Origin of the sequence: Frateuria sp. GZRe14 (assembly GCF_051900395.1) — a bacterium.
Classification (GTDB): Bacteria; Pseudomonadota; Gammaproteobacteria; order Xanthomonadales; family Rhodanobacteraceae; genus Frateuria_A; species Frateuria_A edaphi.
This window is the reverse complement of the sequence record NZ_JBHZGJ010000001.1, coordinates 2,995,899-3,017,431: the sequence shown is the minus strand read 5'-3', so window position 1 is coordinate 3,017,431 and position 21,533 is coordinate 2,995,899. Positions and strand designations below refer to the sequence as shown.

At 69.0% G+C, this 21,533-nt stretch carries 20 protein-coding genes and 1 riboswitch; of the genes, 13 read left to right on the top strand and 7 right to left on the bottom strand.

Going from position 1 to position 21,533, the window contains the following annotated elements; all coding sequences use genetic code 11:
• Positions 1-81: 81 nt before the first annotated feature.
• Positions 82-630 carry a type 1 glutamine amidotransferase domain-containing protein gene (locus ACFWZ1_RS13805; protein ID WP_439666810.1) on the top strand — a complete coding sequence of 183 codons (549 nt, stop codon included), beginning with the start codon at positions 82-84 and terminating at the stop codon, positions 628-630.
• 206 nt (positions 631-836) lie between these two features.
• Here ACFWZ1_RS13805 and fusA read toward each other — a convergent pair whose 3' ends face one another.
• A complete protein-coding gene (gene fusA / locus ACFWZ1_RS13800; RefSeq protein WP_439666809.1) occupies positions 837-2,876 on the bottom strand; it encodes an elongation factor G in 2,040 nt (679 codons plus the stop codon).
• Between the two features lie 250 nt (positions 2,877-3,126).
• On the opposite strand from fusA, the gene ACFWZ1_RS13795 reads away from it, so the two are divergent.
• Both ACFWZ1_RS13795 and ACFWZ1_RS13790 read left to right on the top strand, forming a co-directional pair.
• Entirely contained in the window at positions 3,127-4,140 is a 1,014-nt protein-coding gene (locus ACFWZ1_RS13795; RefSeq protein ID WP_439666808.1) for a hypothetical protein, read from the top strand.
• 161 nt (positions 4,141-4,301) lie between these two features.
• On the top strand, positions 4,302-6,221 hold the full coding sequence (locus ACFWZ1_RS13790; protein ID WP_439666807.1) for a hypothetical protein: 1,920 nt from the start codon (positions 4,302-4,304) through the stop codon (positions 6,219-6,221).
• A 69-nt stretch (positions 6,222-6,290) separates the two neighbouring features.
• Here the strand turns inward: ACFWZ1_RS13790 and ACFWZ1_RS13785 are convergent, their stop codons facing one another.
• The 3 genes from ACFWZ1_RS13785 to ettA all read right to left on the bottom strand — a co-directional run bounded on the left by ACFWZ1_RS13785 (position 6,291) and on the right by ettA (position 9,415).
• Entirely contained in the window at positions 6,291-6,623 is a 333-nt protein-coding gene (locus tag ACFWZ1_RS13785) for a TfoX/Sxy family protein (RefSeq protein ID WP_231321324.1), read from the bottom strand.
• 169 nt (positions 6,624-6,792) lie between these two features.
• Positions 6,793-7,623, bottom strand: a complete 831-nt coding sequence (gene pyrF, locus ACFWZ1_RS13780) for an orotidine-5'-phosphate decarboxylase (RefSeq protein ID WP_439666806.1) — start codon at positions 7,621-7,623, stop codon at positions 6,793-6,795.
• 133 nt (positions 7,624-7,756) lie between these two features.
• A complete protein-coding gene (gene ettA, locus ACFWZ1_RS13775; protein ID WP_439666805.1) occupies positions 7,757-9,415 on the bottom strand; it encodes an energy-dependent translational throttle protein EttA in 1,659 nt (552 codons plus the stop codon).
• Positions 9,416-9,571: 156 nt separating this feature from the next.
• On the opposite strand from ettA, the gene ACFWZ1_RS13770 reads away from it, so the two are divergent.
• Positions 9,572-10,441: a DUF817 domain-containing protein gene (locus tag ACFWZ1_RS13770; protein ID WP_439666804.1), complete on the top strand. Its 870-nt coding sequence runs from the start codon at positions 9,572-9,574 to the stop codon at positions 10,439-10,441.
• On the opposite strand, the gene ACFWZ1_RS13765 is transcribed toward ACFWZ1_RS13770, so the two are convergent.
• Both ACFWZ1_RS13765 and ACFWZ1_RS13760 read right to left on the bottom strand, forming a co-directional pair.
• On the bottom strand, positions 10,432-11,040 hold the full coding sequence (locus ACFWZ1_RS13765) for a TetR/AcrR family transcriptional regulator (protein ID WP_439666803.1): 609 nt from the start codon (positions 11,038-11,040) through the stop codon (positions 10,432-10,434). The genes ACFWZ1_RS13770 and ACFWZ1_RS13765 overlap by 10 nt on opposite strands.
• Position 11,041: 1 nt before the next feature.
• A complete protein-coding gene (locus ACFWZ1_RS13760; protein ID WP_439666802.1) occupies positions 11,042-12,088 on the bottom strand; it encodes an alpha/beta hydrolase family protein in 1,047 nt (348 codons plus the stop codon).
• 137 nt (positions 12,089-12,225) lie between these two features.
• Between ACFWZ1_RS13760 and glyA the strand changes: the two genes are divergently transcribed.
• From glyA to ribD, 3 genes are all read left to right on the top strand, one after another.
• Positions 12,226-13,494 carry a serine hydroxymethyltransferase gene (gene glyA / locus ACFWZ1_RS13755; RefSeq protein WP_439666801.1) on the top strand — a complete coding sequence of 423 codons (1,269 nt, stop codon included), beginning with the start codon at positions 12,226-12,228 and terminating at the stop codon, positions 13,492-13,494.
• A gap of 10 nt (positions 13,495-13,504) precedes the next feature.
• Complete coding sequence (gene nrdR, locus ACFWZ1_RS13750; protein ID WP_231321313.1) at positions 13,505-14,017, top strand: transcriptional regulator NrdR; 513 nt, start codon at positions 13,505-13,507, stop codon at positions 14,015-14,017.
• 106 nt (positions 14,018-14,123) lie between these two features.
• On the top strand, positions 14,124-15,191 hold the full coding sequence (gene ribD, locus ACFWZ1_RS13745) for a bifunctional diaminohydroxyphosphoribosylaminopyrimidine deaminase/5-amino-6-(5-phosphoribosylamino)uracil reductase RibD (RefSeq protein WP_439666904.1): 1,068 nt from the start codon (positions 14,124-14,126) through the stop codon (positions 15,189-15,191).
• A 42-nt stretch (positions 15,192-15,233) separates the two neighbouring features.
• Here the strand turns inward: ribD and ACFWZ1_RS13740 are convergent, their stop codons facing one another.
• Positions 15,234-16,244: a zinc-dependent alcohol dehydrogenase family protein gene (locus ACFWZ1_RS13740; protein ID WP_439666800.1), complete on the bottom strand. Its 1,011-nt coding sequence runs from the start codon at positions 16,242-16,244 to the stop codon at positions 15,234-15,236.
• 89 nt (positions 16,245-16,333) lie between these two features.
• Between ACFWZ1_RS13740 and ACFWZ1_RS13735 the strand changes: the two genes are divergently transcribed.
• The 6 genes from ACFWZ1_RS13735 to nusB all read left to right on the top strand — a co-directional run bounded on the left by ACFWZ1_RS13735 (position 16,334) and on the right by nusB (position 21,530).
• Positions 16,334-17,245, top strand: a complete 912-nt coding sequence (locus tag ACFWZ1_RS13735; RefSeq protein WP_439666799.1) for a LysR substrate-binding domain-containing protein — start codon at positions 16,334-16,336, stop codon at positions 17,243-17,245.
• A 42-nt stretch (positions 17,246-17,287) separates the two neighbouring features.
• Positions 17,288-17,470, top strand: a riboswitch (FMN riboswitch).
• 139 nt (positions 17,471-17,609) lie between these two features.
• Positions 17,610-18,251 carry a riboflavin synthase gene (locus ACFWZ1_RS13730; RefSeq protein ID WP_231321309.1) on the top strand — a complete coding sequence of 214 codons (642 nt, stop codon included), beginning with the start codon at positions 17,610-17,612 and terminating at the stop codon, positions 18,249-18,251.
• Between the two features lie 176 nt (positions 18,252-18,427).
• On the top strand, positions 18,428-19,519 hold the full coding sequence (ribB, locus tag ACFWZ1_RS13725) for a 3,4-dihydroxy-2-butanone-4-phosphate synthase (RefSeq protein ID WP_439666798.1): 1,092 nt from the start codon (positions 18,428-18,430) through the stop codon (positions 19,517-19,519).
• 55 nt (positions 19,520-19,574) lie between these two features.
• Positions 19,575-20,495, top strand: coding sequence for a muramoyltetrapeptide carboxypeptidase (gene ldcA, locus ACFWZ1_RS13720; protein WP_439666797.1), 921 nt, complete (start codon positions 19,575-19,577; stop codon positions 20,493-20,495).
• A 127-nt stretch (positions 20,496-20,622) separates the two neighbouring features.
• Positions 20,623-21,084 (top strand): 6,7-dimethyl-8-ribityllumazine synthase, encoded by a 462-nt coding sequence (ribH, locus tag ACFWZ1_RS13715; RefSeq protein ID WP_231321306.1) that lies wholly within the window; start codon positions 20,623-20,625, stop codon positions 21,082-21,084.
• On the top strand, positions 21,084-21,530 hold the full coding sequence (gene nusB / locus ACFWZ1_RS13710; protein WP_231321305.1) for a transcription antitermination factor NusB: 447 nt from the start codon (positions 21,084-21,086) through the stop codon (positions 21,528-21,530). Before ribH ends, nusB begins: the two co-directional genes overlap by 1 nt.
• The last annotated feature ends 3 nt before the right edge of the window (positions 21,531-21,533 follow it).

Here is a 21,533-nt window from a genome sequence, read left to right as displayed (position 1 = left end):
TAACACCCGGATGACATGCGCAAGACGTCCTGCGCATGCACGAGGCGCCATCCTCCCTGCTTCATTCGCAGGAGGATCGCCATGACGCCATCGAAGAAGCTCAACGGCCGCGCTATCGCCGTGCTCGCCACCGACGGTTTCGAGTATTCGGAGCTCACCGAGCCCAAGCGCCTGCTGGAGGAGGCCGGCGCCGACGTGCAGGTGATCGCGCCGGGCGACGCCAAGGAGATCAAGGGCTGGAAGGGTGGCGACTGGGCTGGCAGCGTGCCGGTGGACATGAAGCTGGAGGATGTCGACGTCTCCGACTTCGATGCGCTGGTGCTGCCCGGCGGCGTGATCAACCCCGACAAGCTGCGCACGCAGCCGGCCGCGGTCAAACTGGTGCAGGCGTTCGCAAAAGCCGGCAAGACGGTGGCGGCGATCTGCCACGGACCGTGGACGCTGATCAACGCGGGGCAGGTCGAGGGGCGCAAGGTGACCTCGTGGCCTTCGCTCAGGCAGGACCTGGAAAACGCCGGAGCGAAATGGGAAGACCGCGAAGTGGTTCGCGACGGCAACCTGATCACCAGCCGCAAGCCGGACGACATCCCGGCGTTTGCCAAGGCAGTGATCGAGTCGTTGGCGGCTTGAGTCCGGGGGCTTCCCGCAAGGCGTCCTCCGTCCGTCCTGTGGGCACCTTCCCCCGCGCGCGGGGGAAGGACCGGTAACGCGGCTTTCCGGCGAGGTCCACCGTTCCACAGGCGAAGGATCAGTAGCGAGACGCTCCCGGCGAGGTCCTTCCCCCGTTTCCAGGGGGAAGGTGCCCGAAGGGCGGATGGAGCAAACCGTGCCGAGGGTCAGTCCTCCTCTACGTGGGGTTTCCACGCCTCGCTGAGCTGCCTCTGCACCGGCGGCGGCACCGCCTCGTAATGCGAGAGATCCAGGCTGTAGCGCCCCTGCCCACCAGTCATCGCCTTGAGTTCGGTCGGGTAGTCGGTCAACTCCGCCAGCGGCGCCTGGGCGCGGATCAGCAACTCGCCGCCGCGTTGCGTATCGGTGCCCATGATGCGGGCGCGCTTTCCTGCAAGGCTTCCGGTGACGTCGCCTACGCTGGCTTCGGGAATGGCCACCTCCACGTCCACGATCGGCTCAAGCACGATTGGCCGCGCCTTGCCGACCGCATCCATGAATGCCTTCCTGCCCGCGCTGACGAATGCCACCTCCTTCGAATCCACCGGATGGTATTTGCCGTCGTATACGGTCACGCGAAGATCCTGCATCGGATAGCCGGCGACCGCCCCGCTCTCCATCGCCTGGCGCACGCCTTTCTCGATCGCCGGCAGGAACTGGTTGGGGATCACGCCGCCCTTGACCTCGTCGACGAACTCGAAGCCGGCGCCGCGATCGAGCGGGTCCACGCGCAGGAACACCTCGCCGAACTGCCCGGCGCCGCCGGTCTGCTTCTTGTGCCGGTGGTGGCCGTCCGCGTGCGCGGCGATGGTTTCGCGGTAGGCGATGCGCGGTGGATGCGTGTCCACCTCCACGCCGTAGCGCTCGCGCATGCGCTCGAGCATCACCTTCAAGTGCAGCTCCGACAGTCCGCGCACCACGGCTTCGTTCAATTCCTTGTGGTGCTCCATCCGCAGGCACGGGTCTTCTTCGGCCAACCGCGCCAGCGCCTGCGAGAGCTTCTGTTCCTGGCCCTTGTGCCGCGGCGTGAGCGCCAGGGCGAACATCGGCTGCGGGTAGTCCATCGGCGCGAGGTGGATGCCGTCCTCATCGTGCGAGTCGTGCAGCACCGCGTCGAAGTGGATCTCCTCCACCTTGGCCACCGCCGCGATGTCGCCGGGGATCGCCTGGTCGATCTCCACGTGCGCCTTGCCGTTGAGGCGGAACAGGTGGCCGACCTTGAAGGACTTGCGCGCATCGTCGACGAACAGCTGCGTGTCGCGCCGGATCGTGCCCTGCCACATGCGGAACACGCCCAGCTTGCCGACGAACGGGTCGTTGACGATCTTGAAGACGTCGGCGATGACGTGCTTCGACGGATCGCCGTCGACCGTGATCGCCTCGCCCTGGCCATCGACGAACGGCGGCGGGTTGCCCTCGGCCGGATTGGGCAGCAGGCGCCCTGCCACCTCCAGGAATTCATTCACGCCCACGCCGGTGCGGGCGCTGACGAAGCAGATCGGCACCAGGTGGCCCTCGCGCAGGCATTGCTCGAACGCGTCGTGCAACTGCTCGCGGCTGAGCGCGCCTTCGCCGTTGTCGAGGTAGGCGCCCATCGTGGACTCGTTGATCTCCACCACCTGGTCGACGATCTGCTGGTGCGCCGCGGCGAGCGAGGAAAAGTCGGTGGTGCCCTCGTTGTGGAAGAAGCAGTCGAGCACCAGCTTGCCGCCCTGGGCGGGCAGGTTCACCGGCAGGCATTCGGGGCCGAATTCTTCGCGCAATCCATCGACCAGCTTTCCCAGCCGGGCGCCCTCGAAGTCGATCTTGTTGACCACCAGCACGCGCGCCAGGCGGCGCTCCCGCGCCCGCGCCATCATGCGGCGGGTGCCGTGCTCGATCCCGTTGATGGCGTTGACCATGATCGCCACCGTCTCCACCGCCGCGAAGGCGGACAGGGTGGCGCCGCGGAAGTCCGCGTAGCCCGCGGTATCGATCAGGTTGATGTGGCAGCCGTCGCGGTCGATGCTCGCGATCGCGCTGTCGATGGAATGGCCGCGCGCCTTCTCCTGCGCGTCGGTATCGGACTGGGTGGTGCCGCGCTCGACCGAGCCGGGCGTCTGGATGACGCCGCCGGCATGCAGCAAGGCTTCGAACAAGGTGGTCTTGCCGGTGCCGGCATGACCGGCGAGCGCGATGTTGCGGATGTTTTCCGTGCTGTACGACACGAGACGTCCCTCCTTGAGCTAGGGGCGCGGACTCGCATCGGCATGAACGGCGCCGCACGAGGCCGCGCTTGGCGGCTGACGATGGCGGGCCGTCATGGTCGTCCTCGGGCGCGCAGGGCGCGGGCGGGGCGGTCATGGCGGAGTGCGGCGGGTGCCGCCTGTGTAGCCTTGAGCGATCCGTTCGCGCGGTCAAGCGGCAATGCGGGCGGGAACCCCTTGGAAACGTGACGGTCTTGCGAAGGCGGGCGCGTTGACGGCCTGCTTCCCCAAGCAAGGAACTCCCCCCATCGTTTCCCCGCCGCAGCTCGAACCGCATCGTTGGCTTGCCACGTCGCCCCGCCCGGGACTGGCGCCCCTGGACGAGGACACCCGTGCGCTGCTGCGCGCCTGGCGCGAGCGGACGCCGCCGCACGAACCCTGGCGGTTTCGTCTTGCGCTTGCGCTGGTGCTGGCGCTGCACGGCCTGTTCGCCATCGTCGCGTGGTGGGAGATGCAGCCTCGTCCCACGCGCGAGGTCGTCCACGCGCGACTGGGCAGCGCTTTGCAGGTGCGCCTGATCGCGCGGCCGCGCACGGTGGCACCCGCACCACCACCTGCCGTGCCGCAACCGCCGTTGCCCACGCGACCGCCGTCGCCCTCGCGCGAGCGACCCCGCAAGGATGCGATGACGGTCAGCCTGCCTGCGCCGTCTGCCGTCCCGGCTTCCCGGACGCCACGCCTGTACGACCGCACCGGGCAACCCATGCTTCCCGCAAGCGCGGCGACCACCGCGCCGATACCCGACTACGTGCAGCGCATGCCCCAGGGCGACCGCCAGGTGATGAGCCACGACAACCCGATCAAGTACAAGGCCACGCGTTTCGAGGAATATTTCCCGTCGCCCAACGAAACCCTCGTCGGCCAGACCGTGCGCCGGGCGCTGAGCGCGACCCGCACGAACGAGCACAAGTCGGTCAACCTCGGGCATGGCATCCACCTCAAGTGCAGGACGCTGTTCGGCCTCCCCACGCCCGATTGCACCATGCCGCCCGCGCCGCCTTCGAAGAAGGATGGCGACGAGCGGCTCAACATGGCGTCCGCCCCGCTGGCGAAGGAACTGGCTCCGCCCAGGCGCAAGCTGGCCGAATGCATCGCCCTCTACCGCGCCGGCAAGCCGCTGCCGCACGGCTGCCCGGTCGATACGCCCGTGCGCGCAGTCGATGCCGAATGCGATGAAGCACGGCAGGCCGGCAAGCCGCCGCCGATGCACTGCCGCAAGCCCTGAGCCGCCTCGCCAGCATGCAATCCCTCGACCTCTAGGCCGCGCTAGAGGGCGATGATTTCCGGCCCCCGGGAAAAGCCGCCGTTCACAAGCGGCCCCCGCAACGAACGCCGGATCCTGTTCACCGGGCACGGCCCTTCCACCCCGCAAGCTACACTTTCCCCATGCCCCTGCCACCCGCGGACAAGCCGAGCGACTCGCCCGCCAAAGCGCACCCGGTCCTCATGCTGCGCTCGCCACGCGAGGCGGCGGCACAAGCGATCGTCTACCGCCGTCGGCGCGCCGAGCGGCCGCATGATCGCGCCCTGCGCATCGCCGGACTGGCCGGCACGCTGCTGGTACATCTCATGGTGCTGTTCGGCGCCATCCTCGGCCCCGCCTACGATCTCCAGGAGCCCGAACACACGAGTGAGCCGCTGCAGGTGCGTCTGATCGACAAACCCGAGCCGCCACCTCCGCCGCCCGTGCGCGGCACGCCGCCCAAGCGGGTCGGGCCGCGCCACCGCGGCAACACCAGCACCGCCGCTGCGGTGCAGGCCCAGCGCGCACCAAGCACGCCACCGACGCCGACGCCTTCCAGGCCCGACACGCCGGTCATCACGATCACCGCGCCGAAGGCGACCATCCAGATTGCCAAGGCCGCCGCGCCGACTCCGCCGCTCACGCTGCCGCGCCCGCAGCCGACGCCGGACCTCGCGCCTGTGCCGCTGGCCGGCACGCCGCCGCGGATCAACCTCGACGCGCCGCCGACGGTGCGCCCGGCGCCACCGAAGTTCCAACCCGAGCCGGTGCGCAAGCCGCAGGCCGAAGGCAACCGGCCGATGCCCACGCCGCCTTCGCTGGCGATGCCTGCCGTGCCCGCGCAGGCGACCCCGCCGGTCGCCACGCCCAGCATCGCGATCGACCAGGTCGCGCCGCCGAAAGCCTTGCCACCCAGCACGGTGGACCTGGTCCGACCGCAACCGCCCGCCGCGCCTGCCACGCCCCAGGTCGAGGCGATCCCGCTACCGGCACAGGCCGCGCCCACCATCAACCTGGCGCCGCAGATCAACGCACCCTCGCCACTCGTGCCGCGCGAACGCCCGCGCGTGCAGGCGCCCAGCATCCAGCTCGCCGAACCGCAGCTCTCGGCCGTGCCGCTGGAAACGACGCCCGCGCCCGCTACGCCGCAACCGTCCGCGCCCGCCATCGACGTACCTAAGGCGACCTCGCCCGCGGCACCGGTCATCCTGGCCCGCCCGCAGATCGCGGCCACGCCGTCGACCGAACCTGCACCGGCCGAAGCCACCGCACCGTCAACCCCCGCCGGGGAAACCGCCGCCACGCAGCCAGGTAGCGCCACCACGCGGGAGAACGCACCCGCCAGCGCCCCCGAGGCGACACCGCAGGGCAGCGACACGGGCACCCCCGGCGCCCGCGAAGGCGCATCCGAAACCGCGAGCGCCAACGGCGCACCCGCGCCGCAGGCCGGCCAGGGCAAGGGGCAGGGCGAAGGCAAGCAGGGCAAGGCACAACCGGGCGCGGCCGAGGGCGCCCAGCGGGGCCGACTGGGCAGTTACATCCAGCTCAAGCCACACGGCGACACCGAAATCATGGACCATCGCGCGCCCGATATCGGTTACAGGCCCACCCGCTTCGAGGACGACTGGGCGCCCGAAGGCGAGAGTTCCATCGATACCGCCCTGCGCCACGCGGTCGAGAAGACCACCATCAAGCACACCTTTCACCTGCCGCGGGGCGTGCGGCTCAATTGCAAGGTCAGTCCGCTGTTTCCCATCGCGCTGTTCGGCTGCGGTGGCGACCCGCCCGCGAAAGCCGCCAAGGATCCGGAGCTCTACAAGCGCCTGAACCTGGCGCCAGTGAAATCGCTCGATCCCACCGTATCCAGCAGCGCGGCGACGGCCACACCGACCCCCGTGCCCGCCGCGCCGATCAAGCTGGACAACGCGGCACAATGCGCCGCTGCGCGCGTCAGCGGCGGCCCGCTGCCGCCCAATTGCGAGGGTGTCGCGCCGTCGCCTCCACCCGCGCGCGTGCCGCCCAGCAGCTCGAGCTCGTGGGTGCCGGCGAGCGACCAGTTCTGACAGCGGGCTGGGCGGCGCTCGTTGTGCCGTCCGGCAACCAGGTATCCCCTTCCCGGGGCGCCGTGATTACTACCGACCTTTCCGGGGTTTCTTCGGCTTGGGCTCGGGCATGGCACCCGCGGTCGCCAGCAGCAACGCCTGCAGCTGGTCCGAATCGTCCAGCAACTCGTCCGCGACCGGATAGGGCTTGGCGCCGGGGTAGGGCGGGCGGCGCGGCAGGTTTGCCGTCAGCTCGGCGGTGGCGTTCGCCGCCTTGACGAACAGGCTGTTGTCGCACGCGAAAGCGACCACTTTCCCGTCGATGTAGATCCCGTACTCGCCGAACATCCGCTTGAACGTAATGCGTTCGTCCAGCGCCGCCTGTTCGATGACGTAATCGATGAAGGAAAGATCTGTTGCCATGCATGGCCTCGGGAAACGCCGGCCGCCAGGGCTGGCAACGCCTCTTTATCGCACGTCCGCTCTTGTTGCGGGCGGATCCGGCGGCGGTTGGCCGCGCCAGTGCCGTCTCGCCGGCGCCGCAACCTGCCAGCGGTAATTCGATTCGCCCAGTGGCGAACGCGGGGGCGCCTCAGGCGCGGCAGCGGTTGATCTGGTCGCGCAGGGCTTCAGTGGCTTTGCGGGCGGCAGCGTCGAAGTCTTCGCCGTCGCCCGCGTAGAGGATGGCGCGGGAGGAGCTGATCATCAGGCCGGTGCCGTCAGCCGTGCGGCCATGGCGCAGGACCCCTTCGACGTCGCCGCCCTGGGCGCCGATGCCGGGGACGAGCAGGGGCATGTCGCCGACCAGGACGCGTACCTGGGCGAGTTGCTCGGGCCAGGTGGCGCCGGTGACGAGGGCGCAGTTGCCGTTCGCGTTCCAGTCGCGGGCGATGGTGTGGGCGAGGTGCTGGTAGAGCGGCAGGCGTTCGCCGTTGGTGCTTTCGACGATCAGGTCCTGCAGGTCGGCGGCACCGGGGTTGGAGGTGTGGCAGAGCAGGATCACGCCTTTGTCGGCACGGTCCAGGAAGGGCTGGATGGAGTCGCGGCCGAGGTAGGGGTTCAGGGTGACGGCGTCGGCCCGGTAGCGCTCGAAGGCTTCGGTGGCGTAGTGCTGGGCGGTCGAGCCGATGTCGCCGCGCTTGGCGTCGAGGATGACCGGGACACCCGGATGCGCGTCGTGGATGTGGGCGATCAGGCGTTCCAGCGCGTCTTCGGCGCGAAGGGCGGCGAAGTGGGCGATCTGGGGTTTGTAGGCGCAGACCCGGTCGGCGGTGGCGTCGACGATGGCGCGGCAGAAGGTGTAGACCGCGTCGGTGGTGTCGCGCAGGTGCGGGGGGAACTTGGCGGGTTCGGGGTCGAGGCCCACGCAGACGAGGGAGTCATTGCGCTGCCATGCCTGGTGCAGGGACTGCATGAAGTGCATGGGGGACTCCTCGTTCGGTATGTAGTTGGTTTTGCGCGATGGTGCTGCCGGGCTAGAGCGGCCCCTCACCCCAAGCCCTCTCCCCCGAGGGGAGAGGGAGCGGGATGGCCCCTCGCGTGGAGGGGCCAAACGCTTAGGCCAGCTTCTTGTACTTCACGCGCTTGGGACCGGCGTCGTCGCCCAGGCGGCGCTTCTTGTCGGCCTCGTACTCGTTGTAGTTGCCGGGGAAGAACTCCACGTGCGAGTCGCCCTCGAAGGCGATGATGTGCGTGGCGATGCGGTCCAGGAACCAGCGGTCATGGCTGATCACCACCGCGCAGCCGGGGAACTCCAGCAGCGCGTCTTCGAGCGCGCGCAGGGTTTCCACGTCCAGGTCGTTGGACGGCTCGTCGAGCAGCAGCACGTTGCCGCCCTGCAGCAGGGTCTTGGCCATGTGCAGGCGGCCGCGTTCGCCGCCGGACAGGTTGCCGACGATCTTCTGCTGGTCGGTGCCCTTGAAGTTGAAGCGGCCGATGTAGGCGCGCGACTGGATCTCGAAGTTGCCGATGGTGAGGATGTCCGAGCCGCCGGACACTTCCTGCCACACGTTGTTCTTGGCATCGAGCGCGTCGCGCGACTGGTCGACGTAGGCGAGCTTGACCGTGTGGCCGAGCTTGACCTCGCCCGAATCGGGCTGCTCCTTGCCCATGATCATCTTCATCAGCGTCGACTTGCCCGCGCCGTTGGGACCCATCACGCCGACGATCGCACCGGCCGGGATCTTGAACGACAGGTCGTCGATCAGCAGGCGGTCGCCGAAGGACTTGGAGACGTTCTTGAACTCGATCACTTCATTGCCCAGGCGCTCGCCCGGCGGAATGAAGATCTCGTTGGTCTCGTTGCGGCGCTGGTACTCGACCGAGTTCAGTTCCTCGAAGCGGTTGAGGCGCGCCTTGCCCTTGGACTGGCGGCCCTTGGCAGCCGAGCGGATCCATTCCAGTTCCTTCTCGATCGCACGCTGGCGGGACTTCTCCTGCTGCGCTTCCTGCTTCAGGCGAGCGTCTTTCTGTTCCAGCCAGTCGGTGTAGTTGCCCTTCCACGGGATGCCGCGGCCGCGGTCGAGCTCGAGGATCCACTCGGCGGCGTTGTCCAGGAAGTAGCGGTCATGGGTGACCGCCACCACGGTGCCGGGGTAGTCCTGCAGGAAATGCTCCAGCCACTCGACGGACTCGGCGTCCAGGTGGTTGGTCGGCTCGTCGAGCAGCAGCATGTCCGGCTTGGAGAGCAGCAGGCGGCACAGCGCCACGCGGCGCTTCTCGCCGCCGGAGAGCGGGCCGACCGGGGCATCCCACGGCGGCAGGCGCAGCGCGTCGGCGGCCACTTCCAGCTGGCGCTCCAGCGCGTGGGCGTCGTTGGCGGCGAGCAGGTTTTCCAGCTGTTCCTGCTCCTTGGCGAGCGCGTCGAAATCGGCGCCTTCCTCGGCATAGGCGGCGTAGACCTCTTCCAGTCGCTTCTGCGCGTCGAGGATGACGTGCACGCCTTCCTCGACCACTTCGCGAACGGTCTTTTCCGGATCGAGCTGTGGTTCCTGCGCCAGGTAGCCGACCTTGATGCCGGGCTGCGGACGCGCCTCGCCCTGGAAGTCGGTGTCCACGCCGGCCATGATCCTGAGCACCGTGGACTTGCCCGCGCCGTTGAGGCCCAGCAGGCCGATCTTGGCGCCGGGGAAGAAGCTGAGCGAAATGTCCTTGATGATCTGGCGCTTCGGGGGAACGATCTTGCTCACCCCGTTCATGGTGTAGATGTACTGCATGCTTCGGCTCCCTAAGGGCGTCCGCGGGCCGCGGGAGCGGTCCGACAGAGAAAGGCGGGGAAATGACCGCCAATTATCGCCGATCGGGCTGCGTCTTGCCACGCGGCGGGCCGTTTTCCCCATGAGGCTCGGCGTTTTGGGCTCGGGAGCAGGGCGATGGAAGCGATCGGCGGCGTATGGAGCAGGCGGCGCGGTTTGCGCGCGCTGGAACGGTGGGTCGGCCAGCGGGTTTCCCGGCGTGGACCGACGGCGACCTTCGCCTACGAATTCCTCTGTTTCGGGGTGAAACAGGCCTCCGCCTGCCTGTTCGGCGGGTTGATGGTGGCGCTGTTGCTGGCGTCGTGGCGCTGGTACCCGCCCGGTGCCCCGCTGGCGCGCTACGACTTCATCACGCTGACGGCGGTCGGAATCCAGCTGGCGTTGCTGGCGAGCGGGCTGGAGAGCCCGCGCGAGGCGCGCGTGATCGCGCTGTTCCACGTGGTCGGCACGCTGATGGAGCTGTTCAAGACGGCGGTGGGCTCGTGGACGTATCCGGAGCCCTCGCTGCTGCGCCTGGGCGGGGTGCCGCTGTTTTCCGGCTTCATGTACGCCTCGGTGGGAAGCTACATCGCACGCGCCTGGCGGCTGTTCGATTTCCGCTTCACCGGGCACCCGGGCTTTGCGCCGACGCTGGGGCTGACACTGGCGATCTACCTCAACTTCTTCACCCACCATTACCTGCCGGACGCCCGGGTGTTGCTGTTCGTCGCGCTGGCGTGGCTGTTCCGGCACACCTGGGTGCACTACCGCATCCGCCGCGTGCACCGGCGCATGCCATTGCTGCTGGGCTTCGTGCTGGTGGCGCTGTTCATCTGGATGGCCGAGAACGTGGGCACCTTCAGCCGCGCCTGGCTCTATCCGGCGCAGCGCCACGGTTGGTCGATGGTCCCGGTGTCGAAGCTGGGGTCGTGGCTGCTGCTGATGGTGATCAGCTACGTGATGGTCTGGGCGTTGCACCGGCGCAAGGGAGGCGCCGATCAGGACTGAGCGCGGTCGGGCCGCGCCGCTTCGAACAACGTGCCGGCGGTGCGGGTATGCAGCGAGGCGGCGTCGAAGCCTTCCGGCAACAGGCCGGCGATCTCCAGCATCACCGCGCCGTGCAGTGCCGCCCAGATCTGGTGACCCAGCAGCGGCGCGTCGGCCTCCACCGCACCTTCGGCCACCAGCACCTCGACGTGGGCGGCGATCGTGCGCCACATGCGCGCGTGGGCTTCGCGATAGGCCGGGTCGTCGCGGCGGGGCTCGGGATACTCGAACATCAGCCGGTAGGTGGCCGTCTCGCGGCGGGCGAATGCGACGTAGGCATCGCGCACCGCGCGGCTGCGCGTGCGGCCGTCGCCAGGCGTGTCCAGCGCGCGCTCCAGTGCCTCGGAGAACCGGTGCATGCCGCGCGTACGCACCGCCGTGACGATCTGCTCCTTGCTCGCGAAGTAGCGGTAAGGCGTCATCGTGCCGCAGCCGAGCTCGGCGGCGATGCGGCGCATGCTGACGGCGGCCGGGCCTTCCTCGACGAACAGCCGTGCCGCCACCTGGCAGATGCGTTCGCGGAAGGCCTCCGCGTCCTGCTCGCTGAGCGCCTTGGGCATGTCAGCGCGTGCCCAGCGTCTTGCGGAAGAAAGCCACGGCGTCGGCATTGATCCGCTGGTGCACCTTCGCGCGGTCCACGCCCGGCGGATCCTTGCAGATCGCGCCGGCGTCCTTCGCCAGCGCCGCCGAACAGGGCGCCAGGAAGACCCAGTGGTCCGCTTTGGGCACCTCGTTGACGCGCGCGAGGGTGGGAACGAGCGGCTTGAGGTGCAGCGCATTCTCCGAGGGCAACAGCACGTGGTCGTGCTGGCCGTACCAGAGGTCGACCGGTCGATCGATCGCGCCGGCGCCGGCCTTGTCGAAGACCAGCGACAGCGGCGCCATCACGAAGGCGGCCTTGACGCGCGGATCGGCGGTATCGCCCCAGCGGCCGATGTCGTGCTGGATATCCGCCAGGTAAGCCGCAGCCGCCTCGGGCGTGAGTTTCTTCGCCGGACCACAGGTCTCCATGTCGTCCGGGTGGCGATGGCAGTAGCCGATGAAAAGATCGAATCGCGGTTTGGCGCCCACGACGAGCAGGCTGGTGTAGCCGCCCGCCGAGAAACCGGCCACGCCGATGCGCGCCGGATCGATCAGCGTTTTCCAGTGTGCGTCCGAGAGCACCGTGTCGATGACGGCGCGCACTTCGATGGCACGCCCCACCAGCACCCTGGACGTGGCCGAGCCGCTCTGGTCGTGGAAGTTGTCGCCGGGTTGCTCGAAGGTCGCGACGACGAAGCCGTGCCGCGCGAGATAGCTGGCCAGGTCGTGGTGGCCCAGGTCCGAGCCGCCATGCCCGTGCGAGATGATCACCAGCGGCCACGGGCCAGCTGTTGGCGCAGCGTCCGGTGTGGCGGCGACGTCATACGGACCGAAGGCTGTCGTACCGTGCGTCGGCGTGGACGAGGGATAGAACACGAAGCCTGGCGTGTGTGCCTGGTTGACCGGGTCCGGGAAGCTGATCGGTCGTATGCCCGCGCCCTCGACGTCCGCCGCGCACAGCGCCAACGGGATCAAGAGCAGGGTGACTGCCATGAGGCAGCGCAGGCGTCGCGCAATCGGTGCCATCGAACGTTCTCCCAGGGTGGCGTGCGGTGTACGGTACGATGTACGCAACCCTGGCGCAAGCGCCCGCAGTGGCCGCGAACCCCCGCGAGGACTACACTTTTCGGCTAAACCCCGCACCCACCCCGCCGAGGCGACGCATGTTCCCGAAGGATTGCACGATCGAAGGTTTCGACCCTGAGCTGGCCAAGGCCATCGCCGACGAAGCGCGTCGCCAGGAAGACCACGTCGAGCTGATCGCCTCGGAGAACTACGCCAGCCCGCGCGTGATGGAAGCGCAGGGCTCGGTGCTGACCAACAAGTACGCCGAGGGCTACCCCGGCAAGCGCTACTACGGCGGCTGCGAGTACGTGGACGTGGCCGAACGCCTGGCCATCGATCGCGTCAAGCAGCTGTTCGGCGCCACCTACGCCAACGTGCAGCCGCACTCGGGCTCGCAGGCCAACCAGGCGGTGTACCTGGCCTTGCTGCAGCCGGGCGACACCATCCTTGGCATGAGCCTCGCCCACGGCGGCCATCTCACCCACGGCGCCAAGGTCAACATCTCCGGCAAGCTGTTCAATGCCGTGCAGTACGGCGTGAACGACGCAGGCCTGATCGACTACGACGAAGTCCAGCGCCTGGCCAGCGAGCACAAGCCGAAGATGCTGGTCGGCGGTTTCTCGGCCTACTCGCAGGTGGTCGACTGGAAGCGCATGCGCCAGATCGCCGATTCGGTCGGCGCGATCTTCTTCGTCGACATGGCGCACGTGGCCGGCCTGGTCGCCGCCGGCGTGTATCCGAGCCCGCTGCCGCACGCGCACGTGGTCACCTCGACCACCCACAAGACCCTGCGCGGTCCGCGCGGCGGCATCATCGTGGCCAGCCGCGACGCGATGGGCGAGGCGGGCGAGGAGATCGAGAAGAAGCTGCAGTCGATCGTCTTCCCGGGCATCCAGGGCGGCCCGCTGATGCACGTGATCGCGGCCAAGGCGGTGGCGTTCAAGGAGGCGTTGGAGCCTGACTTCAAGGCCTACCAGGCGCAGGTGGTGAAGAACGCGCAGGCGATGGCGAAGACCATCATCGAGCGCGGCTACAAGATCGTCTCCGGCGGCACCGAGAACCACCTGATGCTGGTCGACATGATCGGCAAGGGCGTCACCGGCAAGGATGCGGAAGCGGCGCTGGGCCAGGCCCACATCACGGTCAACAAGAACGCCGTGCCGAACGACCCGCAGAAGCCTTTCGTCACCTCGGGCCTGCGCGTGGGCACCCCGGCCGTCACCACCCGCGGCTACAAGGAAGCCGACTGCGTGGACCTGGCCAACTGGCTGTGCGACGTGCTCGACGCGCCGGGCGACGAGGCGGTGATCGCCAAGGTGCGCGAGAAGGTCGAGGCGCAGTGCAAGAACTTCCCGGTTTACGGCTGACCGGCACCGGATGCACTGCCCCTTCTGCCAGCACGAAGACACCCGCGTGATCGACTCGCGGCTGACCGAGGACGGCGCCACCGTGCGCCGTCGTCGCGAGTGCCCGCAGTGCGGTGAGCGTTTCAACACGTTCGAGACGGCGGAGCTGAAACTGCCCGCGATCGTCAAGAGCGGCGAGCGGCGCGAGGTGTTCGACGAGCGCAAGCTGCGCACGAGCTTCGAGCGCGCGCTGCAGAAACGGCCGGTCGCCAGCCACGACGTCGACCACGCTGTGCGCGAGATCATCAACGACCTGCGCCGCAGCGGCGAGCGGGAAGTGCCGTCGCGCCAGGTCGGCGAGCTGGTGATGCGCGAGTTGAAGAAGCTCGACCAGGTCGCCTACGTGCGCTTCGCCTCCGTCTACCGCAAGTTCGAGGACGTGCAGGCGTTCCGCGAGGAGATCGAGAAGCTCGAGCGCGACCTGCCGGGGCTCGATGCGCTGCAGTTGCCGTTGCTCGGCGGCAGCAAGCGGCCTGCCAAATAGGTGGCCTTCAGCCCTCCGGCCTGATGCGGGAAATGCGGTGGGCCGAAGCCCACCCTACGACAGCGACGCCATGACCGAAGCGTTCTCCAGCATCGACCACCTGCACATGGCGCACGCACTGCGACTTGCCGCCCGTGGCCTCTACACGACCCAGCCAAACCCGCGCGTAGGTTGCGTGATCGCGCACGGTGAACGGGTGGTCGGCACCGGCTGGCACCAGCGCGCCGGCGAGCCGCATGCCGAAGTGTTCGCGCTGCGCGAAGCGAAGGAGGCGGCGCGTGGCGCCACCGCGTACGTGACACTCGAGCCTTGCGCGCATTTCGGCCGCACGCCGCCGTGTGCCGATGCGCTGGTGGCCGCCGGCGTGGCGCGGGTGGTGATCGCCGTGGAAGATCCATTCCCGCAGGTGGCCGGCAACGGAATCGCGAAGCTGCGTGCGGCCGGCATCGCCGTCGAAAGCGGCCTGCTGCGCGGGCAGGCGCGCGAACTCAACATCGGTTTCTTCAGCCGCATCGAACGCGGCCGCCCGTGGGTGCGCGTGAAGCTGGCGATGAGCCTGGACGGCCGCACGGCCCTGGCCCACGGCGAGTCGAAGTGGATCACCGGCGAAGCCGCCCGCGCCGATGTGCAGCGCTGGCGCGCGCGAAGCTCCGCCATCCTATCCGGCAGCGGCACGGTGCTGGCCGACAACCCACGCCTTACCGTGCGCCAGGTGGAAGCGGAGGCCGTGGCGCCGGCGCCACCCTTGCGCGTGGTTCTCGATACGCACCTGCGCACGCCGGCGGGCAGCCACGTCCTCGATGCGGCGGCGCCCACCGTGCTGGTGCATGCGGCGGATGCGCCCGTCGCGCCCCATCTCGCGAGGGTCGGGCGGCTGGCCATCACCAGCGACGCCGGCCGCCTCGACCTGGCGGCCGTGCTCGCCGCCCTGGCGGGACGCGAAATCAACGAGGTCCACGTCGAAGCCGGTCCTGCGCTGTGCGGTGCGCTGTTCGCGCAAGGGCTCGCCGACGAACTGCTGCTCTACGTCGCGCCGGTACTGCTGGGCGACCAGGCCCGGCCGCTGCTTGAACTGCCCCCGCTGGCCGCCATGGCCGACCGCTGGCAGCTGCAGGTGCTCGACCAGCGCATGGTGGGGCAGGACTTGCGCCTGCGCCTGCGCGTGAGGGACTGAGCTCCCTGAGCGGTCGGGCGCAGCGCCTTCATTGGCGCCTCCTCATGCGTTGAAGTCGATCGCAAGCTTCCCGAAGTGCCGGCCGGCGACCAGGTGCTCGAACGCCTCGCGCACCTGGCCGAACGCGTAGACGTGGTCGATCACCGGCTCCAGGCCGGTGGCCTCGATCGCCGCGACCATCCGCTCGTGCTCCTCCAGCGGCGCGACCGAGATGCCCTGGATCCGCACGCGCTTGAGCACCACTTTGGACAGCGGCAACGTGGCCTCCATCCCGCCGAGCCAACCGAGCACGCCGATGAAGCCGTGCATGCGCACGGCCTCCAGCGATGGCGCCAGGGTGGCCGCGCCGACGGTCTCGACCACCGCGTCCACGCCGGTACCGCCGCTGGCTTCGCGCACCAGCGCGCCCCACTGCGGGTGCTTCGCGTAATTGATGCCGATGTCCGCACCCAGCGCCTTCGCGCGCTCCAGCTTGTCGTCGCTGGAGGACAGCACGATCGCCCGCGCGCCGCGCAACTTCGCGAACTGCAGCGCGAACAGCGACACGCCGCCGGTGCCGAGCAGCAGCACGGTCTGGCCGGTGGTGACACGGGCCGTTTCCAGCACCTGCCAGGCGGTGAGAGCGGCAATCGGCAGCGTGGCGGCCTGAAGGCTGCTCAGGTGACCAGGCGCGCGCGCCAGCGAGTACTGGTCGAAGCAGGCCAGTTCGCGCAGCACGCCCGGTTCCGGTCCGCCGATCTCGGCGCCTTCCCACTCCGGCCGCATCGCGCCGGCGATCCATCGCGACTTGTAGAAGGTCGTGACGCGGTCGCCCGGCTTGAAGCGCGTCACCGCATCGCCGACTTCCACGACGGTGCCCGCGCCGTCGGACACCGGCACGATCGGCAGGGACACGCCCCGATACAGCTGGCCGTCCACCAGCATCCAGTCGCGGAAGTTCAGCGAGGCGGCCTCCATGCGCACCAGCACTTGGTTCGGGCCGGGGCGCGGGGCAGGCAGGTCGACCGGTTGCAGGTGGTCGAGACCGAAAGCGGAAAGCTGGATGGCGCGCATGCGGGGCTCCGTAGTGAGTGGTGAGGCCATGGTCCCGCCATCGACGGCCTGCGATAATGCGCACGAATGGGTGATCTTCTGTTCACTGTATGAATCAATCCTTCGACCTCACGCCGACCCGCCTGCGCGAACTGCGCGCTTTCGCCGCGGCCGCGCGTCGTCTCAATTTCTCGCGCGCAGCGCTTGAGGTCGGCTGCACGGCATCGGTGTTGAGTCGCCGCATCGCGGCGCTGGAGGAGGCGGTCGGCGCGCGGCTGTTCCTGCGCACCACCCGGCGCATGGCGCTGACCGCACGTGGCGAGCAGTTGCTGGCGCAGTGGCAGCGCATGGAAGCGGTGATGACCGACCTGGCGGCCGGCCTTCGCCCGACGGATGGCGAGCTGTCCGGGCGCCTGTGCGTGCATCTTCCGGCGAACTACGGCCGTTATTGCGTCGCGCCGCTGCTGGCCGATTTCATGCGTGAGCACCCACGCGTGCGGATCGAGGCGACTTATGACGACGCCTACGTGGACATGGTGGCGGGTCGGGTGGACCTGGCCGTGCGCCTCGGACGGCTGGCTGACGTGCAACTGGTGGCGCGCCGGGTAGGCACGATGCGCCTGTTTGCCTGTGCCTCGCCCGATTACCTTGCCGGCGCGCCACCGCTGCGTGACCCGGCCGACCTGAAGGCGCACCGTTGCATCGCCTTCAGCGGCTATCGCCGGGGCACGCTCTGGTCGTTCGGCCGACAGCGCCAGCGGCGCTCGGTGCGGATCGACCCGGTGCTGACCTGCAACGACGCGCAGGCGATTCGCGACGCGGTGCTCGCCGGCGTGGGCGTCGGCCTGCAGGGCGATTACATGGCCGATGGCCTGGTCGCCGAGGGGCGTCTGGTGGACCTGTTCCCGGACTGGCAACTGCCGTCGTTCCCGATCCACCTGTTGTGGCTGCCCGGCGCGGACCGCACGCCGGCGCTGCGGCGGCTGATCGATCACCTCGCCGGTGCACTGGCGCCGGCCTGAGGGGGCCGGTGCTGCTAGACTTCGCCCGCCGGCGTTGCCGGCGAACGTCTTCAGGGCGGGGTGGAATTCCCCACCGGCGGTAGGTGTCCGGATGGATGCAGGACACGAGCCCGCGAGCGCCCTCGCCATGCGAGGGGTCAGCAGATCCGGTCCGATGCCGGAGCCGACGGTCGAGCCACTCCGGTGATCCGGGGCGGCCCACAGTCCGGATGAAAGAAGACGGCAGACCGCATCGCGCGGGCCGAAAGGCCATGGCGGTGCGTCGGCCTCATGCCTTGAGGCGTTTTTCGCTGACCCCATGCGGAGAACGTTTCATGTCCCTTGTCGCTTGTTTTGCAGCCGCCTCCGGCCGGAGGGTGCGCTGATGTTCACCGGCATCATCCAGACCGTGGGTTCCATCGCGCGCCTCGAGCCACGCGGTGGCGACGTGCGCCTGCACGTCGATACCGCCCAGCTCGATCTTTCCGACGTGCAGCTGGGCGATTCGATCGCCGTGTCCGGCGTGTGCCTGACGGCCATTTCGCTCACCGAACGCGGATTCGCGGCCGACGTGTCCAACGAGACGCTGTCGCTCACCACGCTGGGTGGGCTCAAGGCCGGCGACCCGGTCAACCTGGAAAAGGCGCTGCGGCTGGCCGACCGGCTGGGCGGACACCTGGTCTCGGGTCACGTCGATGGCGTGGGCAGGGTGGTGTCCATCACCCCCGACGCGCGCTCCCAGCGCTGGACCTTCGAGGTGCCGCCGGGCCTTGCGCGCTACATCGCCGCCAAGGGCTCGATCTGCATCGACGGCACCAGCCTGACCGTCAACGAGGTATCGGGCACCCGCTTCGGCGTGAACCTGATCCCGCACACCGTGGCACACACGGCTTTCCACGCCAGGCGCGCGGGGGATCCGGTGAACATCGAGGTGGACGTGATCGCGCGGTACGTCGAGCGGTTGATCGGCAGCGGCCAGGCGCCGCGGCTGGACGAGGCGTTCCTCAAGCAGCACGGCTTCGCCTGACTCGATCACTGTGCCGGTTTAGTCGTGCCCCACGCTTGCCCGTGCTCTGCCGATCGCCTTGAAGTCATTCCCGTAAACGCCGGAATCCATCTCGCTCCGATGCAGGAAATCCAACATGGATTCCCGCGTTCGCCGGAATGACGCCCCGCAAGATTGAATCCGTTCTGGAACCCACCATGCCTTTCAACACCATCCCCGAAATCCTCGAAGACCTCCGCGCCGGCCGCATGGTCGTGATGCTCGACGACGAAGACCGCGAGAACGAGGGCGACATCGTCATGGCCGCGCAGATGGTGCGGCCCGAGGACGTCAACTTCATGGTCCGCGAGGCGCGCGGCCTGCTGTGCCTGACGCTCACCGAGCAGCGCACGCGCCAGCTGGGCCTCAAGCCCATGGTCAGTGACAACACCTCGCCCTACCACACCAACTTCACCGTCTCGATCGAGGCGGCCGAGGGCGTGACCACCGGCATCTCGGCGCACGACCGCGCGCGCACCATCCAGGTGGCGGTCAAGTCCGATGCCCGACCCCAGGATCTCTCGCAGCCGGGCCACATCTTCCCGCTCACCGCGCAGCCCGGCGGCGTGCTCACCCGCGCCGGCCACACCGAGGCCGGCTGCGACCTGGCCGCGCTGGCAGGGCTGGAGCCCTCGGCCGTATTGATCGAGATCCTGCACGAGGACGGCTCGATGGCGCGCCGCCCCGAACTGGAAGTCTTCGCGGTCAAACACGGTTTGAAGATCGGCACCATCGCCGACCTGATCCGCTACCGGCTGGAGACCGAGAAGACGATCCAGCGCGTGCACGAGGAGGACGTCGAGACCGAGTTCGGCCCGTTCCGGCTGGTCGCCTACCGCGATGCCATCCGCCACGGCCTGCATTACGCGCTGTTGCGTGGCACGGTCGACGACGGCAGGCCGGTGCTGACCCGCGTGCACGTGCGCAACACGCTGTCGGACGTGCTGCACCTGACGCGCGAGGACCTCGGTCTGACCGTCACCAGTGCGTTGCGCCGGATTGCCGACGAGGGACGCGGTGTGCTGCTGGTGCTCTCCGGCGAGGACACGCCCGATGCGCTGCTGGCCCGGCTGAAACGCCAACCCGCGGCGCTCGCCCCGGAGGACGCGCAGCAGCAGGAGTGGCGCCAACTCGGGCTGGGCGCGCAGATCCTGACCGATCTGGGCGTGCACAAGCTGTGCGTGATGGGGACGCCGCGCAAGCTCGTCGGCCTGGCCGGGTTCGATCTGGAAGTGGTCGAGTACGTGTGAGGGCGCCGTGCCCCACATGCCTTAGGATGCTCCGTACTCCATCGCCATCAAGCCCATGCCCAACGCCCGCATCCGCCTGATCGCCCCCTCCGGCTACGCCCACGATCCGGACGCCATGATGCGCGGCGTGGCTCGCCTGCGCGAGGCCGGCTGCACAGTGGAGAACCTGGACGTGCTGGGGCGCGCGCAGCTGCGTTTCGCCGGCAGCGATGCCGAGCGCGCGGGCGACATCAACGCGCTGGCCACGCTCGACGAGCTGCCGGACATCGCACTGGTCACCCGCGGCGGCTACGGCGCCGTGCGCCTGCTCGGCCAACTCGACTACGGCGCGCTGCGCGAGCGCCTGGCCCATTCGAACCTCGCCCTGGTCGGCCACAGCGACTTCACCGCGCTGCAGCTGGCGCTGTATGCGAGGAGCGGCGTGCGCAGCTTCGCCGGCCCGCTGCTGGCGGACCTCGGCGCCGAGCCTTGCCCCACCTACACCTGGGAACATTTCTGGAGCACGTTGAGCGCGGACGCCAGCGTGGCCACCTGGGCCGGCGCCGGCGATGCCGGGCTGGACGTGCAGGGCCCGCTGTGGGGCGGCAACCTGGCCGTGCTGTGCAGCCTCCTCGGCACGCCCTATTTTCCGGCCATCGACGGCGGCATTCTCTTCGTCGAGGACCTTGCCGAGCCGCCGTTCCGCATCGAGCGGCTGTTCTACCAGCTGCACCTGTCCGGCGTGCTCGGAAGGCAGCGTGCGCTGGTGCTGGGCGATTTCCACGCCTGTCGCCCGGGCCCGCGCGACAACGGCTACGACCTCGACGCGGCGTTCGCGCAGCTGGCCCGGATGGCCGGCGTTCCAGTGATTCACGGCTTGCCGCACGGCCATGCCGCACGCCAGCTCACGCTGCCGTTCGGGGCCCAGGCGAGGTTGCGTGTCAGCGGTGGCGAGGCGCGTCTGGAGTGCACCGGCTACCCGCACATGTCCCCGTAGGAGCTCCCTTGGGCGCGACCTGGTGCCTCCTGTCGCGCCCAAGGGTGCCCCTGCAGGAGATATCGACGCCCCAAACCCGTAAAATACCCGGCCCCGCAAGGGCTTCCCGTCTGCCCAAGGATTCGCAATGAAGATCATCGAAGGCGACTTCGCCACGCCCACGGGCCGTTTCGCCATCGTCGCCGGCCGCTTCAACGGCTTCGTCGTCGAGCCGTTGGTGGCCGGCGCGCGCGACGCACTGGTGCGCCATGGCGTGAAGGACGAGGCGATCGACCTGATCCGCGTGCCGGGCGCCTGGGAGATCGCGCTGGCCGCGCACAAGCTCGCCAACTCGGGCCGCTATGCGGCAGTGATCGCGCTGGGCGCGGTGATCCGCGGCTCCACGCCTCACTTCGACTACGTCGCCGGCGAGTGCGCAAAGGGCCTGGCGCAGGCCGCCTACGCCTCCGGCGTACCGGTGGCGTTCGGTGTGCTCACGACCGACAGCATCGAGCAGGCGATCGAGCGCGCCGGTACCAAGGCCGGCAACAAGGGCGCCGACGCGGCGCTGGCCGCGCTGGAAATGGCCAACCTGTACGGGAAACTGTGATGAGCGGTCCGCAGGGCATCGACCTGGCCGCCCGTTCGCGCGCCCGTCGCCGCGCGCTGCAGGCGCTGTACGCCTGGCAGCTGTCCGGCAGTCACATGAAGTCCGTCATCGACCAGTTCCGCCACGAGCAGGACATGGAAGTGGCCGACCAGGAGTACTTCGAGGACCTGCTGCAAGGTGTCGAGGCGAACGTCGGCACGCTCGACGCCGCGATCAAGCCCTACGTGGATCGCGAGGTCGAGCAGATCGATCCAATCGAGCGCGCCGCGCTGCGTCTGGCCGCCTACGAGTTGAAGTACCGCCTGGACGTGCCCTACCGCGTGGTCATCAACGAGGCGATCGAAGTGACCAAGCGCTTCGGCGCCGACCACGGACACAGCTACGTCAACGGCGTGCTGGACAAGCTGGCGGGCGAATTGCGCGCGGCCGAGAAAGGCGCACGCTAGTTC

Bases quoted from the DNA above. Each gene is read 5' to 3' on its own strand.
- ACFWZ1_RS13805 (WP_439666810.1), top strand. From the start codon at position 82: ATGACGCCATCGAAGAAGCTCAACGGCCGCGCTATCGCCGTGCTCGCC.
- ACFWZ1_RS13770 (WP_439666804.1), top strand. From the start codon at position 9,572: ATGGAAGCGATCGGCGGCGTATGGAGCAGGCGGCGCGGTTTGCGCGCG.
- ACFWZ1_RS13760 (WP_439666802.1), bottom strand. From the start codon at position 12,088: ATGGCACCGATTGCGCGACGCCTGCGCTGCCTCATGGCAGTCACCCTG.
- glyA (WP_439666801.1), top strand. From the start codon at position 12,226: ATGTTCCCGAAGGATTGCACGATCGAAGGTTTCGACCCTGAGCTGGCC.
- nusB (WP_231321305.1), top strand. From the start codon at position 21,084: ATGAGCGGTCCGCAGGGCATCGACCTGGCCGCCCGTTCGCGCGCCCGT.
- ribH (WP_231321306.1), top strand. From the start codon at position 20,623: ATGAAGATCATCGAAGGCGACTTCGCCACGCCCACGGGCCGTTTCGCC.
- ribD (WP_439666904.1), top strand. From the start codon at position 14,124: ATGGCGCACGCACTGCGACTTGCCGCCCGTGGCCTCTACACGACCCAG.
- ACFWZ1_RS13735 (WP_439666799.1), top strand. From the start codon at position 16,334: ATGAATCAATCCTTCGACCTCACGCCGACCCGCCTGCGCGAACTGCGC.
- ACFWZ1_RS13730 (WP_231321309.1), top strand. From the start codon at position 17,610: ATGTTCACCGGCATCATCCAGACCGTGGGTTCCATCGCGCGCCTCGAG.
- ettA (WP_439666805.1), bottom strand. From the start codon at position 9,415: ATGCAGTACATCTACACCATGAACGGGGTGAGCAAGATCGTTCCCCCG.
- ribB (WP_439666798.1), top strand. From the start codon at position 18,428: ATGCCTTTCAACACCATCCCCGAAATCCTCGAAGACCTCCGCGCCGGC.
- ACFWZ1_RS13790 (WP_439666807.1), top strand. From the start codon at position 4,302: ATGCCCCTGCCACCCGCGGACAAGCCGAGCGACTCGCCCGCCAAAGCG.
- ACFWZ1_RS13765 (WP_439666803.1), bottom strand. From the start codon at position 11,040: ATGCCCAAGGCGCTCAGCGAGCAGGACGCGGAGGCCTTCCGCGAACGC.
- pyrF (WP_439666806.1), bottom strand. From the start codon at position 7,623: ATGCACTTCATGCAGTCCCTGCACCAGGCATGGCAGCGCAATGACTCC.
- ACFWZ1_RS13740 (WP_439666800.1), bottom strand. From the start codon at position 16,244: ATGCGCGCCATCCAGCTTTCCGCTTTCGGTCTCGACCACCTGCAACCG.
- ACFWZ1_RS13785 (WP_231321324.1), bottom strand. From the start codon at position 6,623: ATGGCAACAGATCTTTCCTTCATCGATTACGTCATCGAACAGGCGGCG.
- nrdR (WP_231321313.1), top strand. From the start codon at position 13,505: ATGCACTGCCCCTTCTGCCAGCACGAAGACACCCGCGTGATCGACTCG.
- ldcA (WP_439666797.1), top strand. From the start codon at position 19,575: ATGCCCAACGCCCGCATCCGCCTGATCGCCCCCTCCGGCTACGCCCAC.